The organism is Synechococcus sp. PCC 7335 (assembly GCF_000155595.1).
In the GTDB taxonomy this organism is placed as follows: domain Bacteria; phylum Cyanobacteriota; class Cyanobacteriia; order Phormidesmidales; family Phormidesmidaceae; genus Phormidesmis.
Genome location: NZ_DS989904.1, coordinates 3,474,322 through 3,488,673 on the forward strand (window position 1 = coordinate 3,474,322; position 14,352 = coordinate 3,488,673).

At 50.4% G+C, this 14,352-nt stretch carries 10 protein-coding genes; 6 read left to right on the forward strand and 4 right to left on the reverse strand.

All coding sequences use genetic code 11. The features are described from left to right. Positions 1-82 precede the first annotated feature (82 nt). Positions 83-1,795, reverse strand: a complete 1,713-nt coding sequence (locus S7335_RS14800; protein ID WP_006457590.1) for a SulP family inorganic anion transporter — start codon at positions 1,793-1,795, stop codon at positions 83-85. 234 nt (positions 1,796-2,029) lie between these two features. Continuing rightward, a complete protein-coding gene (locus tag S7335_RS14805) occupies positions 2,030-2,971 on the reverse strand; it encodes a pirin family protein (protein ID WP_006454015.1) in 942 nt (313 codons plus the stop codon). Between the two features lie 114 nt (positions 2,972-3,085). On the opposite strand from S7335_RS14805, the gene S7335_RS14810 reads away from it, so the two are divergent. The 6 genes from S7335_RS14810 to S7335_RS14830 all read left to right on the forward strand — a co-directional run bounded on the left by S7335_RS14810 (position 3,086) and on the right by S7335_RS14830 (position 11,639). Further along, positions 3,086-4,348, forward strand: coding sequence for an alpha/beta hydrolase (locus tag S7335_RS14810; RefSeq protein WP_006453997.1), 1,263 nt, complete (start codon positions 3,086-3,088; stop codon positions 4,346-4,348). A 289-nt stretch (positions 4,349-4,637) separates the two neighbouring features. After that, on the forward strand, positions 4,638-5,942 hold the full coding sequence (locus tag S7335_RS14815) for a hypothetical protein (protein WP_038016303.1): 1,305 nt from the start codon (positions 4,638-4,640) through the stop codon (positions 5,940-5,942). Positions 5,943-6,300: 358 nt separating this feature from the next. After that, complete coding sequence (locus tag S7335_RS14820) at positions 6,301-7,626, forward strand: amidohydrolase family protein (protein ID WP_227500005.1); 1,326 nt, start codon at positions 6,301-6,303, stop codon at positions 7,624-7,626. A gap of 177 nt (positions 7,627-7,803) precedes the next feature. Then, on the forward strand, positions 7,804-9,504 hold the full coding sequence (locus S7335_RS14825) for an alpha/beta hydrolase (protein WP_050765901.1): 1,701 nt from the start codon (positions 7,804-7,806) through the stop codon (positions 9,502-9,504). Between the two features lie 156 nt (positions 9,505-9,660). Beyond that, on the forward strand, positions 9,661-9,831 hold the full coding sequence (locus S7335_RS27855) for a hypothetical protein (protein WP_157620264.1): 171 nt from the start codon (positions 9,661-9,663) through the stop codon (positions 9,829-9,831). Positions 9,832-9,851: 20 nt separating this feature from the next. Beyond that, positions 9,852-11,639 carry a mechanosensitive ion channel family protein gene (locus S7335_RS14830; protein ID WP_038016305.1) on the forward strand — a complete coding sequence of 596 codons (1,788 nt, stop codon included), beginning with the start codon at positions 9,852-9,854 and terminating at the stop codon, positions 11,637-11,639. A gap of 150 nt (positions 11,640-11,789) precedes the next feature. Here the strand turns inward: S7335_RS14830 and S7335_RS14835 are convergent, their stop codons facing one another. Together S7335_RS14835 and S7335_RS14840 are read right to left on the reverse strand one after the other, a co-directional pair. After that, a complete protein-coding gene (locus S7335_RS14835; RefSeq protein WP_006455244.1) occupies positions 11,790-12,671 on the reverse strand; it encodes an alpha/beta fold hydrolase in 882 nt (293 codons plus the stop codon). A gap of 25 nt (positions 12,672-12,696) precedes the next feature. Continuing rightward, complete coding sequence (locus S7335_RS14840; RefSeq protein WP_006453722.1) at positions 12,697-14,139, reverse strand: IctB family putative bicarbonate transporter; 1,443 nt, start codon at positions 14,137-14,139, stop codon at positions 12,697-12,699. Positions 14,140-14,352 lie beyond the last annotated feature (213 nt).

Genomic DNA, 14,352 nt, shown 5'->3' on the forward strand with positions numbered 1-14,352 from the left:
CTCGCGCAGAGCAGCTTATCTAGCTGGCGAAGCATTAGTAAAGTAGCAAGGCGCACTTCCTTTACGTTCATCAACCATTCGTCTAACCACTCGTCTGTGGGCTAAGAAGGTCATTGCCTTGATGTGGGCTTCGCTGGCTAATGGCCTTCAGCGCTTGTTTTAGCGCTTCTGTTCGATTAGGCAGAAATCGATCTGCTGGCACAATGTTTAGCAGACCCAGCCGAGTCAAACGCTTGTAGGTCTGTCCTGAAGCACCAACAATATACACAACGCGATCGCCCTCTACCGCTTCTTGGATCGAATTTTCTAGCGCGAGCGATGTGGTTACCCCTAGATGTGGTACCTCGCTAATATCTAGCACTAGCGCCTGACAGTTTTGGACCGCCTCTCGCTCTCTAGAGATCGCCTTAGCCACTCCAAAGATCATGGGTCCGCTAAGGCTAAATAGCAAGATTCGACCCTGCCCCTTATCTAGTAATGCCTTTTCTTCAGCACTTAGCGCAATCGTATCATCATCGTCGGTTACCGTAGTCACTCCTTTGTCCGAGCGCAGCATGCTCAAGTTCTCGATCGTCAGCATGTTTGCGACAAACACACCCACCCCGACGGCGACCACCAAATCTACAAACACCGTCAGAATAATCACCCCATACATAATCGCTGCTGACTTGCGCGAAATGTAATGAGCCCGCTTCAGAAAACCCCAGTCAATAATGTCGATACCGACTTTGATAATGATGCCTGCTAGCACAGACAGCGGAATATTCTCTGTCAAGCTGCTAGCCCCTAATACCACAACCAGCAAAATAACCGCCCTGGCAAGACCAGAAAGCGCCGAACGCCCTCCCGCTTTAATATTCACGACCGTGCCCATGGTTGCGCCCGCTCCAGGCAATCCACCGAGCAGACCTGACATGATATTCCCAATGCCTTGCCCTACTAGCTCTCTATTAGAATCGTGCTCAGTTCGAGTAAGACTATCCGCAACCACTGATGTAAGCAGAGCATCGATACAGCCCAAAGTGCCTAGCACGCCCGCATCTACTAGCATCTCGCGCAACTGAGGACCACTAAATGTCGGCACCGTCAAAGAAGGTAGCGCCAAAGGTATCTCTCCGATGCGAGCTATCCCCTCGACTCCGGCAAATACCGTCAGTGATAGGACTGTGCCAACCACCATAGCCACTAGCTGAGGCGGGGCAAACTTTCGTAGGCTCTTGGGAAAATAGACAATAATTAAAACGGTGAGCAGCGTCAAGATGGCATCGCTAGGCTGAATGCCCTCAATTAGTCCTGGTAGGTTTCCAAGCGTTCCGAGCACGCCTCCTCCTGGAGGCGATTGCCCTAGGGCGGGGCCAATTTGTAACACGATTAAGATCAAGCCGATGCCTGACATGAAGCCTGACACTACGTTGTAGGGCATCAGCGTGACGTATTTACCTAGTTTCAATACGCCAAGCAGTATCTGGAAAATTCCAGCCATAATCACGACCGTAAAGGCCATGGCCATACCATTTTCCGGATTGGCCGCCACCAACGAGGCAATTACACCAGTAATGACCACCGTCATCGGACCAGTCGGCTCAGAGATTAAGGTCGGTGTACCGCCGAATAACGCCGCAAAAAAACCGACTATAATCGCGCCATATAGCCCAGCCGTAGGCCCAGCTCCTGAGGCTACACCAAAAGCTAACGCCATTGGTAGGGCAATAACTGCGGCCGTTAGTCCGCCAAAAAGGTCGCCACGAATATTCTTAAAATTAATTTGATTGGTAAACTTGTAAGCTCTTTGCATAGGTAGGGTATGCCCTTCGTCGCGATCTCTATCTCTAGTCTCTCATGCTGAGTAAAAACTTTGGTTTTACCTTCTAGAAAGACTATTTCAGTAGACTACCTACTACACTAAGGACGTGTCATCAGCCAGACAATGCATCGTATACCCGATTACGAGCAAGTCTTGGAGAAAATGCCTAAGTTAATTTGAACATAGGAAAGGAACGACTTTGTTAATTTGCAACACAGGTCACTCTTATGAAAGGGGAGGAGCAGAAGTCGAAGCAGAACTGTCTTGATCAGAGCTGTTGCTTTTGAAGGTTTTCTCCGTTGATTGGGGTTCTGGTAAAGGAATAAATTCGTTCTCTTGAGGCACTGCTGGAAACCGCTTCTCTCGCCAATCTTTCTTTGCTTGTTCGATTCTTTCTGGGCGGCTAGAAATAAAGTTCCAATACTTTTGACGAAAGCCCAAGGGCTCGCCACCAACAACCATCGTCTGGGCGATCGCGTCCGCGCTAATCGTGATAGATGTACCTGTTTTTACGATAGCCAGACGATTTGGTTCCAAGGGTTGGCCGTCAATTGATAGCCCAGAAGTAACGCTATAGATCGCTTTTTGCTGATCGTCTGCGGGTAGCTGAAATTGGCTACCTGGTGAAAGGCTTAGCGAAAGATAGAGTGTCGGTGAGAAGGTTTGAACAGGCGATGAAAATGACTTAAATTTCCCAGCAATTAGCGTAGCGGTGGTGCCATCCTCTTGCCACTTGGGTAGATCACCAGCGGCATGATGGGAAAAACTTGGGTCGACTTCTTCATAGTCTTCGGGAAGCGCAACCCAAGTCTGAATAGCATGAAGGGTAGATTCGGTATCTCTGAAGCTATCGGGCGATCGCTCTGAGTGAACAACACCTTTACCCGCTGTCATCCAGTTGACTTCACCAGGAACAATTTCTTGAACCACACCCAAGCTGTCGCGATGTAGCAAGCTACCTTCAAATAGATAGGTAACGGTCGCTAGGTTGATATGGGGGTGCGGTCTAACATCGACACCTTTGCCAGGGGGAAAGACGGCAGGGCCAAGGTGATCAAAAAAGATGAAGGGGCCAACCATCTGGCGATCGCGATGAGGCAAGCTACGCTGTACACTAAATCCGCCTAGATCATGCTTTTCAGGAATGAGTATTTGCTCAAGCGCCATATCAGGTGTCCTGTCAACTTCGATATAGCAAAACTATAGCTTGGCGCACATAGTTCAGACGAATAATCATCACTAAAACAAAGTAACAACAATATGCCTATGGGAAATAGCTACATGCAAATGCTCCTTAAAGCTGTTGGATTTATGGCTAGTGGATTAAGCTGGCTGGCCATTGGCAGTCTACTATTCTTGAGTCTGTGGATTGTTCTGCCAGCACCTAATTTTTTCTTGTTGCCGCTAGCGGTAGGCGCACCCGCAGTGAGTCCGTTGCTAGGTGGACTAGGAGTGATCGCACTGCTTCTAACGCTGTGGCTGATAGAATCCCCACCGCACACTGTGGTTGCGATTCTCCTAATAATAGTTGCGCTTAATAGTCTGCCGCTTTTGCAGCAGCCTCAAGCAGTAGCCGCTGCGGAACGCTCGATGGTGCAGGCATTTCCTGATTCGCACAAAGACAATCTATCCAAAATCAAGTTGTTCGAGAGTCAATCTACGCCAATCCCAGCGTTCAGTATCTTCAACTTCTTTAGGGGAATTCCTCAATCGGAAGTCCGACACCAGGCAAAAATTCCATTCGCCAGTCCTGCGGGTGAAACTTTATTTTTGGATGTGTATCAGCCGCAATTGCCAGGGCGCTATCCAGCAGTAATGATGGTATATGGCGGTGGGTGGCGAACAGGTAACTCTAGTGAAAATGAGGCACTAGGTCGGTTTTTGGCGGGGCGAGGCTACGTGGTGATCGCGGCTGACTATCGACATACACCGCAGCATAAGTTTCCAGACCAGCTAGAGGATGTCGCAGCAGCGCTGGCTTTTGTGCGCGACCACACTGACAAATATGAAATCATTCCCGATCGGATTGCTTTGTTAGGCTGGTCAGCAGGCGCACAACTAGCGATGCTGACTGGATGTCAAGCCCCTGCGACACTATTGCCCAAGACTTTATCAGAGTCGACAGCAGAACTAGTATCTGTTCAGGCCATTGTCTCGTATTATGGCCCGGTCGATCTAGCCAATGGCTATCGCAATCCACCTCGGCCCGATCCCTTAAATGTTCGACAAGTTCTAGCGGCCTATTTAGGCGGATCGCCAGATGAACAGCCCACTACATATGCTGAAGCATCACCAATTACCTACGTCAAATCCGCCGCGCCAAGCACTCTACCACCTATCCTACTCATTCATGGTGGGCGCGATCATATTGTGGAGGTCAAGTATGGTAACTACTTGTACAACCAAATATTGCGATCGCGCAATACAGCTGTTTGGGTCAAAATTCCTTGGGCCGAACACGCCTTCGATAAAGTTTTCAACGGCGTAGGCAATCAGATGGCACTCCATTTTCTAGAACGCTTTTTAGCACAGACACTCCTGTAAGAGCATCGTTATACAAAGACCGTTTACTCGACTAGTATTTCCAGCATCGTCTTCGCCAAAGAAATCTTGGCTGCAGCAGTTTTTCCTATACACGATCTAACAAATACCTTTAAGGCTACCTTTGAGGCATTACATGGTTCTAACAACAATGAGTCTCAGCCGTACCATAATGAACCATACCTTTCTAAGGGTTGGTGCAAAACCCCTAATATCTCCGAGAAACGTCTATCCAACAAACGTCCATATGATAACTTAGGAAAAATTTCGAGGGGGTGTATCAGAAAGCGATATGTTTTCGAATTCAGTGCATGAATATCGGCTGAAGTCTTGTGGTCGCCGGTTGCTAATAGCCACCGCACTTCTCGGTTTAGGAAGTTTTTACTCAGAAGGAGCCATCGCCCTAGAACCTGCTCCTCAAGACTTATCTACGTCTTCAAACACTCACCCTACGACCACTTATCCAGAAGCCTCCAGCACTTCTGATACTGAACGGGCAGAATTTATACCCTTCTTTGAAGTTAAACCTGCGCTTACCGCTGTCAAACCCTCAAAAGTGGTCAAGGTCTTAGAGCGTGATCGCCTATCAGCCCTGCAAACGCTGCGCATCCCAAGCTATGCGTCGACCACTACCACCACGAACCTCACTAACCAGCCTCCCCAACCCACTGCCCTTGGTTCGCCCTGGAGCACAGGCGAAGATTTGACGGCTGCTCAGACCGCCGAGAGGCTCACCGATGCAGCCGCAATCACTATGGCTGATGCTTCCTCCATCAGTCCAACGCCTAGCGCTATGCCCAGTGAGTTGAGCCAAGCTGAGACTACCGAGGAAGTTCCCTGGCGCTTCGTGCTAGAGCCCTATATTTACTTGCCTCTAGAAACGAATGGGGACGTCACTATTCGAAACACGGAAGTGCCTTTTGATTTTAGCCTTGGCGATATTCTAGAGTCGCTGACCTTTGCCTTTTACGGACGCTTTGAAGCATGGAAAGGGCCGTGGGCTGTCGTTTTAGACGGTTACTACTTCGATACGGTGGAGTCTGAAAGCCGCAATATTCCAGCAGCGGCACTGCCGCCCGGCCTGCTACCACCTCAAATCACTCAGGTCCCTATCGATGCCACTGCCGAAACCGCTTTTTTGAAGCTTGATTTGGCCGGAGCCTATCGCTTTGGTGATGCCAATCTACCAGACGCCCTCTCTACTGCTAAAACGGATTTTGACTTAGGGCCATTCGTCTTCGATGCGATCGCAGGATTACGCCTCTACTCCTTCAGCAATAATATCGAACTTAGCACTCCCTTTGGCTTCGAACGCGACTTCGGCCGTTCAGTCACCTTTGTAGAACCAATGATTGGGGGCCGTGCCCGCTGGAACTTTGCCGATGATCTAGCGGCGATCGCTGCGGCCAACCTTTCCGGCTTTGGCATCGGTACTGATATCTCTGTCGAGAGCTACGCTGGAATAGACTGGCTCTTTTCTGGCAATACTTCGCTAACAGCTAACTACCGCCTCACTTACATCGACTACACAGAAGGCGATTCTGGCCTCAACTTCCTTCAGCATGGACCCGCCTTTGGGGTGAAATTTCGGTTTTAGGTAGCACCTCCCTCAACTGCGCCAACCTACGTTCACCACAGCAATATCTTCGTGAGGATCTAGCAACGTCAACTCTATATATCATCTGTAGATACCCTTCTCATTACTCTTGACTCAGAGAAGTTTCAGAATGTGACGCCCCGAAAGACTTTTTGAAAAGAATTGATATTCTAAGCCTACAGTTGCAAGGACAGTTGCTGCTTGTCCAGGTTAGACAAGTATTTGAGCTGCAACTTCGAACCCTCACTTAAATTGTTCTTTTCACTTTTTCTTTCCTAGAGAGTCCAAACATATGCGATCGCGCCTTTCAATTTTCTTCGGAACTTGCCTGCTAGTATCGCTGATATCGTTCGGTCTTATGGTTCAGGCAGGCTCTACTCAAGAGTCCTCAGCTAGTCAGCCATCAAGTGGTGTCCTCTTCGAAAACGTTCGCATCTTTGACGGCGTGTCTGATCAGTTATCTGATCCGTCCAACGTTTTAGTGATCAATAACCAAATTCAGACGATTTCAACCGCAGCAATTCCGGTTACCGCACAGGAGAATACGGTTCGCATCGAGGGTACTGGGCGAGTGCTGATGCCAGGACTGATCGATGCTCATACTCATCTGTTTATGGAAACCTTGTCCCCCCAGAAGCTAGAGGAGGCTGCAACATCGACACCGGAAGTCCTCTTTCAGCAAGCTCGGGAGAATGCCACCAACATGCTGTTACGTGGGTTTACCAGTGCTCGCGATATGGCAGGGCCGGTGTTTGCCCTTAAAGATGCTATTGACCGGGGCGACGTAGTTGGCCCTCGCATTTGGCCCTCAGGGGCGATGATTTCGCAAACGGCGGGCCATGGCGATTTTCGGCAATTGAATGAGATACCCCGAACCCCCACTACCGAACTCAGTCTAGCCGAGCAGGCTGGTGTCGGAGCGATCGCAGACGGCGTTCCTGAAGTTCTTCGAAGTGTCCGCGAGCAGTTGATGAAAGGAGCCAGCCAGGTCAAGCTAGCCGCCGGGGGCGGGGTTGCTTCGGATTATGACCCCATCGACGTTACCCAATACACTGAGGAAGAACTCAGCGCAGCAGTAGAGGCAGCTAAAGACTGGAACACCTACGTTGCCGTTCACGCCTATACTCCCAGAGCAATTCAGAAGGCCATTCGAGCAGGGGTTCAGTCCATCGAACATGGTCAGCTGATAGACGAGGAAACGGCTCAAATGATGGCGGAAAACGGCACCTGGCTCAGCATTCAACCGTTTCTTGACGACGAGGATGCGAATCCTTACCCAGAAGGGTCTGCCAATCGGGTTAGTCAATTACGGGTGGCCCAAGGAACTGATAATGCCTACAATCTAGCCAAAAAATATCAGCTCAAAACCGCTTGGGGCACCGATACATTGTTCAACCCGGAGGGATCTGTCCGGCAGGGAGCAAAGCTAGCCAAACTAGTGCGCTGGTATACCCCGACTGAAGTCCTCCGGATGGGCACCAGCACCAACGCCGAACTGCTGGCGCTATCTGGTCCCCGCAATCCCTATCCCGGCACCCTTGGGATAGTGGCAGAAGGCGCCCTAGCAGATCTACTACTAGTAAACGGCAATCCCCTAGAGAACATAGACTTAATTGCCGATCCAAACAATAACTTCCTCGTCATTATGAAAGACGGTGAAATTTACCAGAATCGACTGAGCTGATTACAGCCATGACCTCCAGGTTTCTAGCCGAACCCGGCCCAGCCATACATACCGCAATATCCTTGCCAGAGATGACTTGAGAAGAACCCGTCACGATGACTTGAGAAGAACCCATCACACTGAAGCCTGTTGGCATCATAAAATGCCGTAAGCAAATCCAGAAATCTAGTAAATATTGTGGTGTCGCTATCCCTTGCCATTGTTTTTTCCCAGTTTCGGGCTCGTTTATCCCTAGATGCGCGGTTCAATCCTAGCCTCCTGGTAACTTCTTTGATCGCCGCTGTGATTGGGACGACCAGACCAGGGTTGGCAGCAGAAACCGTCTCGATTGAATATGGCCGCTTCAGCCGGTCAATTTCAACAACCTCGCTTGAGCACTATGCTGCAACTGGTGAAGCTGAAGACACTTTGAAGGGTCTGGTCAATCGGCTAAGTCCTGAGCAGCAGCGAGGGTTGCAAGATGCGCTTCAGGCCCGTCGTAGCGTTGATGTTGTGCAACTATCTCAGTGGCTCTACACACCGATGGGAGAACAGATGCTCTTCTTTGCCGGCAGCTTGGTGAAGACAAGAGCGTTGCAAAATGGCCAGCAGGCACTACGGGGGGCATTGATTACGGCGGCGTCTGACGGTGAAATTTCACTACTGACCGTGATTCGGGCTTTTCCCACCAAAATGGTGCGGATCGATCTGCAGCGGGCGATCGCTGCCTACCGAGATATCATCGCTGAAGCCGACAACACACTGGCCGTTTTAGATGCTGTGGCTCAACAATCTGCCACCGCCACCAAACTTTCTTCCTTTGATCTGACCACCTTGCCAGACGTCACTCAATCCGGGCCTTACGCTACCCGGCAGATTCCTTTAACGATTGAAGACCCTGAGCGTAACCGCACCTACCCAGCCGAGATGTTTATTCCCGAAACGTTACAGGCAAGCCGGTTTCAGCGCCCCGTTGCTGTGCTTTCTCATGGGCTTGGTGATACCCGCACTAATTTCTTCGACATCGGTGAACACCTCGCCTCTCATGGAATTGTGGCGGTTATACCGGAGCATATTGGCAGTAACTTGGCGCAAAAGGAAGCGATGCTGAAGGGGTTGTCGAATGAAACCTTCAAGGCTCGCGAATTTATCGATCGGCCCCTGGATATCACCTTTTTGCTAGATGAACTAGAGCGTACTAACGAAACGCACTATTGGGGCAAACTGGATCTCGATCAAGTAGCGGTCATGGGTCATTCCTTTGGTGGCTACACTGCCCTGGCACTAGCGGGAGCGACTATTGATTTTGACTGGCTGCAACGAGAGTGTGTTCCTGAGAACAACCCAGTGTTGGATGCGGCGGAGTTATTGCAATGCCGTGCCCTAGAGCTGATCCCTGATGATGCTGTAATAGAAACACTTTCCCAGACCGGGGTAAGAGATCCTCGCGTCCAGCTAGTGCTCACCTTTGCTCCTGTTTCTCAGCTGTTCGGTCAGTCGGGCATTAGCCAGATCCAAATCCCCACCATGTTCATGGGAGGAGTCTTCGACATCATTGCACCAGCAGTACCAGAGCAACTGTCGGCGTTTAGTTGGCTGACCACTCCCGACAAATACCTTTATCTGGGGGAAGGGTCATCCCATACCCCAGAACTGACCCGACTCACCGACCAAGTTTTCGATCTTGGTCGCGATATCGAACAGGGAATTGAAGGCGCCTTAGCGCTCAATCGCAACTTGATCAAGGGGCTATGCGTTGCCTTTGTTAACGTGCATCTCGTATCTGATGGTACCTACGAGCCGTTTTTACACCCGGCTTATGTTGAAGCCGTCAGCCAACCACCCTTTAATCGGCACCTGGTGCGAGAGATACCCGACAGCTTACAGGAACTCCTGTAGCATACAAAAGCCCTAGCTTAATTGTCTCATTATTAACTATCGTTATAAAACACTAGTGCAGTATGCGTACCCTACATCGTTTGATGGCCGCTTGGAGTCTTTGGTGCCGCCAACATTCAAACCGCTGCGGATAATCTTTCCGCAGCCTAAGAGGTTTTGCGACAATCGCGTTTGGGCTTCGTAGCGGACGTCGCGACCCAGTTAGAAGTCACAACCGCCCAAACCAATCTGACCCAGTTAAAAACCAACTTACTTTTCAGCATTTTAGACTACAACCAAGCGTTGGCAATTCTACAACGCTCAATCAACCCACCCGCCTCTCCATGATTTGAGCTGAAATTCCGACCATGCCTAAACTCTTTTCAGGTCATATTTCACTGATGAAACGATTGCGGTTCGTTTTCCTGAGTTTGTTGACCATGATATTGCTGATGTCATCGTCTGGCTCTGCCGTTGGTCAGGTAGGCGATGTTTCCTCTCCCTCAGACATTTTCCAGGAGATGACTGTCGACATCCAGTTGCGCTATGCGGCGCGGTCTGTACTTTTTCCTGAAACTCGGCGTAGTGGTCAGGTAGGCGACCTCGCCTATGGTTCAGTGCAATTGGATGGCCGTAATCTTTTTGATATTGCGGCTCCCAGCCCGATCGCTGACGGGCTAGAACCACGAGGGGCAAATCCGGTGAATGTACGGATTAAGCGCGTTGAAAACCGACTTAAGACCTTTCTGCGGGAGCATTTGCATACTCGAAGGGATCTCGAAAGCTTAAGTGTTGCCGTCACCCAGTCGAATACCCTTTACGTTGTTCAGGCCAGCACAGCAGCTATGGCAGATCCAGTGACTCTAGCGACAGTCACGGACGACGATACCGAAATTTATGGCACTACCACGCCAGAGGTAGGAGGCTACTTTGCCAAGCAGATTCAGCAGGGTCTATCGCGGGCCTATCGCGAAAGAGAGATCAGCTATATCCAAAAAGTTGTAGCTTGGGCAGGGGTGTTTTGGCTCCTCGCTGGTCTACTAAGTTTTTTACTGTGGCGGTTGAGTCAGCGGACCCAACGGCGGCAGTGGCAACTGCGAGAGGAACTAAGATCGCTATCGTCTGACTTAACTCCTGCCGGCCATGTCGATACCCCTCTCGAAGAAGCTGAGCGGGCAGACCATCTCAGAACCACTGCGTATTCCCTCAAGCGTCGGTTAAATCGCCAGAGAATTCATTTGCAAGGATTGATGCTAGCTCAAGGCTTGCTCTGGCTGCTCACCGTTAGCTTTTGCCTACGACTGTTTCCTCAAACCCGCACAGTGGGTCTGCTGTTTCTGAATCGCCCAATTGCTGTCGCGTTCACCTGGGGGAGCATCATACTGATTTGGCAGGCTAATCTGTACGTTACCGAACGTCTGGTGTTTTTCTTTCTGCAACATGATGAGACCATTTCATCTAGGAAACAAGAGCGTTTGCAAAAACGTCTGCCAACCCTGGCCGATACGCTAAAAGGCTTCGTGCAAGCCATTCTAATCATCATCGGCATGATCCTATCCGCCCTGTTTATCTTCGGATTCTCCGGGTTTCAGTTGTTTGCCAGCGCTGGGGTGGTCGGGGTGGCCGCTTCCATTGTTTTTCAATCGGCTCTACAGGACATCATCAGTGGCGCGATGCTACTGTGGCATGATGCTTATGCCATTGGTGACGTCATTACCGTCGGGGACAGCTCTGGCAAAGTAGAAGCTATCACCCTGCTTATGACTCAACTACGGAGCGCTGCTGGCGAACTCATCAGCTTGCGTAACGGCACCATTGATAACGTTAAGAATCTAACTAAGGAATGGTCCCGCCTAAATGTAGCCGTTGATGTGGCCTTGAACACCGACACCGATAAGGCCCTGCACCTAATGGGGGAGATATTTGCAGCGATGGCCGCAGAGTCGGAATGGCGAACGTCCATTTTAGAAGAGCCCGATATTCTGGCCGTCGATCGCCTAGCCTATAGTGGAGTGACGCTCATCATTCGAGCTAAAACTGCCCCAATGCAGCAGTGGAGCGTCACGCGAGAATACCTGCGGCGATTAAAGCAATCTCTTGATGAAGCTGGCATTGAATTTGGTGTTCCCCAACAAACTATCAAGGTACAGACGTGACAAACTTAGGCGGTGAGATTCTAAAATCGCTTTGTAGCCCTTCCAGCTAGATTTTAGGCTTGATCGAAGCATTGAGTGATCGCCTTTAGCATCGTAAACATGTCGCTAAAGGTAACGAGTAAGGCGGCTTCGACACATGCTTACAATTACCTACGACAGGAAATTAACGATATGCCTCGCTGTCACTTTAGCCTGTTCCAAATGGGGTACATGGCCACAGTTCTCTATCCAGATTAGCTTACCCTTGCTCAAGGACTGCTCAAACCGGGTGGCATCCTTAGTCCCTAAAATCTGATCTTGTCTACCCCACAGCACCAAAGTCTCCTGACTAACCAGCGTGATCTTATCTTTCAAAAAGTTGTAGCCACCACTTTTTGTGAAAGAGATCAGTCCCTTTGCCCAGTTCGGCATCTGCACATGCAAAGACGCACAAATCTCAGCATCTGGCGTCACAAAAGATTTGTCGTAGTAAGCCCTTTCACTGATCTTTCGTCGCACCCACACGCTACGTAAAAAATCTGTTGCCCACTTGTCTAAAGGCGGCACCATCAGCCTCCCTGGCCCCGAAGATGTTGCAAACCCAACAGCATCAATCAGTACCAACTTCGTGACCTTTTCTGGATAGCTAGTGGCAAAATCAATTGCCACCCCACCCCCCATAGAAGCGCCAACTAGAACAATTGGCTCTTTAACCACCTGCTCGCAAAACGCCTTCAAGTGCTGTTTGACCAAAGCTGGATTCACGCTTTCTAGAGCAGTGCGATCGCAAAACCCAAACCCTGCCAAATCCATCGCATACACCCGATAAGACTTCGCTAGCAAAGGCATTAGTCGGCGAAACTCCAACAGCGAACTATCAAACCCAGGCAACAGCACTACGGGTAGCCCCGCTCCCTGACAAACATAGCTGGTAGCCAGCGAACCAGCGGCCACCGACGCCTCTGGCATCGCCACTTGCACCCACTGAATCTGCGGCGCGATCACTACCGAAGTCTCTTCCGTCAGCCCTGCTACCGCTTCAGGCAATCTCATCTACGTGATTTCTCCTTTTTCCCTTTCATTCTCTTTCATCCGTTCGCTGAGACATCTCGATACTAGGAAGCATCTTTCTCTTTCTAGCTTCCACATAAAAACTTGCCACTATTCCTAGTAGCAACCACCACAATGTACTAATCTGCGGTCGATACCATACCGTATCAAACGCCCCTTGGACGAGCAAACCGACCATCGAGGCGATCGCGCCAATTAGCCAATAGCCCTCTTTCTCCAGATTTTGACGCAATTGTCTCAAATGCGACCATCCCTGCTGAAAAGCCAATACCAGCATCCACAACAGGGCTAGTCCAGCCACAACACCGCCTTCCACCAGCGTCTCAAAATAAATTGAATACGCGCTCAGCGCCGTATAGCCCGTCCGCTGATACAAAGGATAAACCTGATTAAACGCCTCATTTCCTGGCCCTATACCAACAACTGGCCTAGCTTGAATCATCTCAAACACAGCTGCGTACACATTCAGCCGGAAATTGTTGCTGCTATCACTGCGCATCGCAAAAATACTCATCACCCGTTCGCGCACTGGGGGCACCATCACCACTGCTGCCGCTACCATCACCATTGAACCGACCAACAACAAGGGTAGTGCCCATCGCCGCCAGAAGGGAGAAAATAAGGACTTTCCCCAAAAAATAAGTAACAGTATCATCACAAACGCCATCGCCAAAAAGCCTAACCAGCCACCCCGACTCAGCGTCAACACCAGACAACCGCTACTGACCACCGTCACCACCGCGGCTAGTAGCTTTGGCAGCCAACGCTTCCATGCGAACACCGCCATCGCTCCAAAGCCGACCGCGGGCATCAAATACCCCGCCAGTAAATTTGGATTCCTCAGATAGCTATAGACCCGGGTTGCCCCTGACAGGTTTGACTCAGGATCGACCCAAGTCGCTAGTGCCTCTGCCCCAAAGAACCACTGCCTTAGGCCATAGACAGAAACAATCGTTGCCGTTGCAAGATAGACCAGAATTATTCCAGATCGCAGTTCCTTGATCCGCAATATTCGAGCCGTCAGCATAAATAGCAGCACATTCAGCGTCAGCTTGATCAATCCTGATAGCGCCGCCATCTTCACTGGCGAGAGTGCAGTTGCTAGCACCATCGCCCCCCAGTAAGCCACCACCCCAATATGTAAAGGTGTCAGCCACCCCTCCGCCTGGTCACTCACTGTCAACAGGAACCATAACCCAGCCGATGCTAGCAAAAGCCAGCCAATTAGCGTAGTTGATACGTAGGGAGCCAGTGCGATTAGGGCTGCGACGAACACCCAGGCAATACCATCTCCCCAAGCGAGTAGCCAGCTACCCTGCCGCCAGTTCCGCAAAGGAGAAAGCAAGCGATGCAAGAGGCTCACCTCCCGCCACTGATGGAGTGAAAATCGCTCCAACTTTACCCCTTCAGCAATCGGGCGAGCAGCACGTAAAAGATCAATGCCAAACATACGAACACCAAAGCAGATGATTCAAGGCCCGTGTATCGTATCAAAGTCTTGAGTGCTTCGTCCTATCAGGTGGCTATCAAGCTCCAAGCGCGCATCACGGCTATGGCTGACAAAAGCGGACCATACCCACCTAAACCCATCAAATCCCAGCAGCAAAGCCTGACACCTCGTAAGGCAGCCTAATCACCAAGTCTAGCGGCTATGACAGATTTA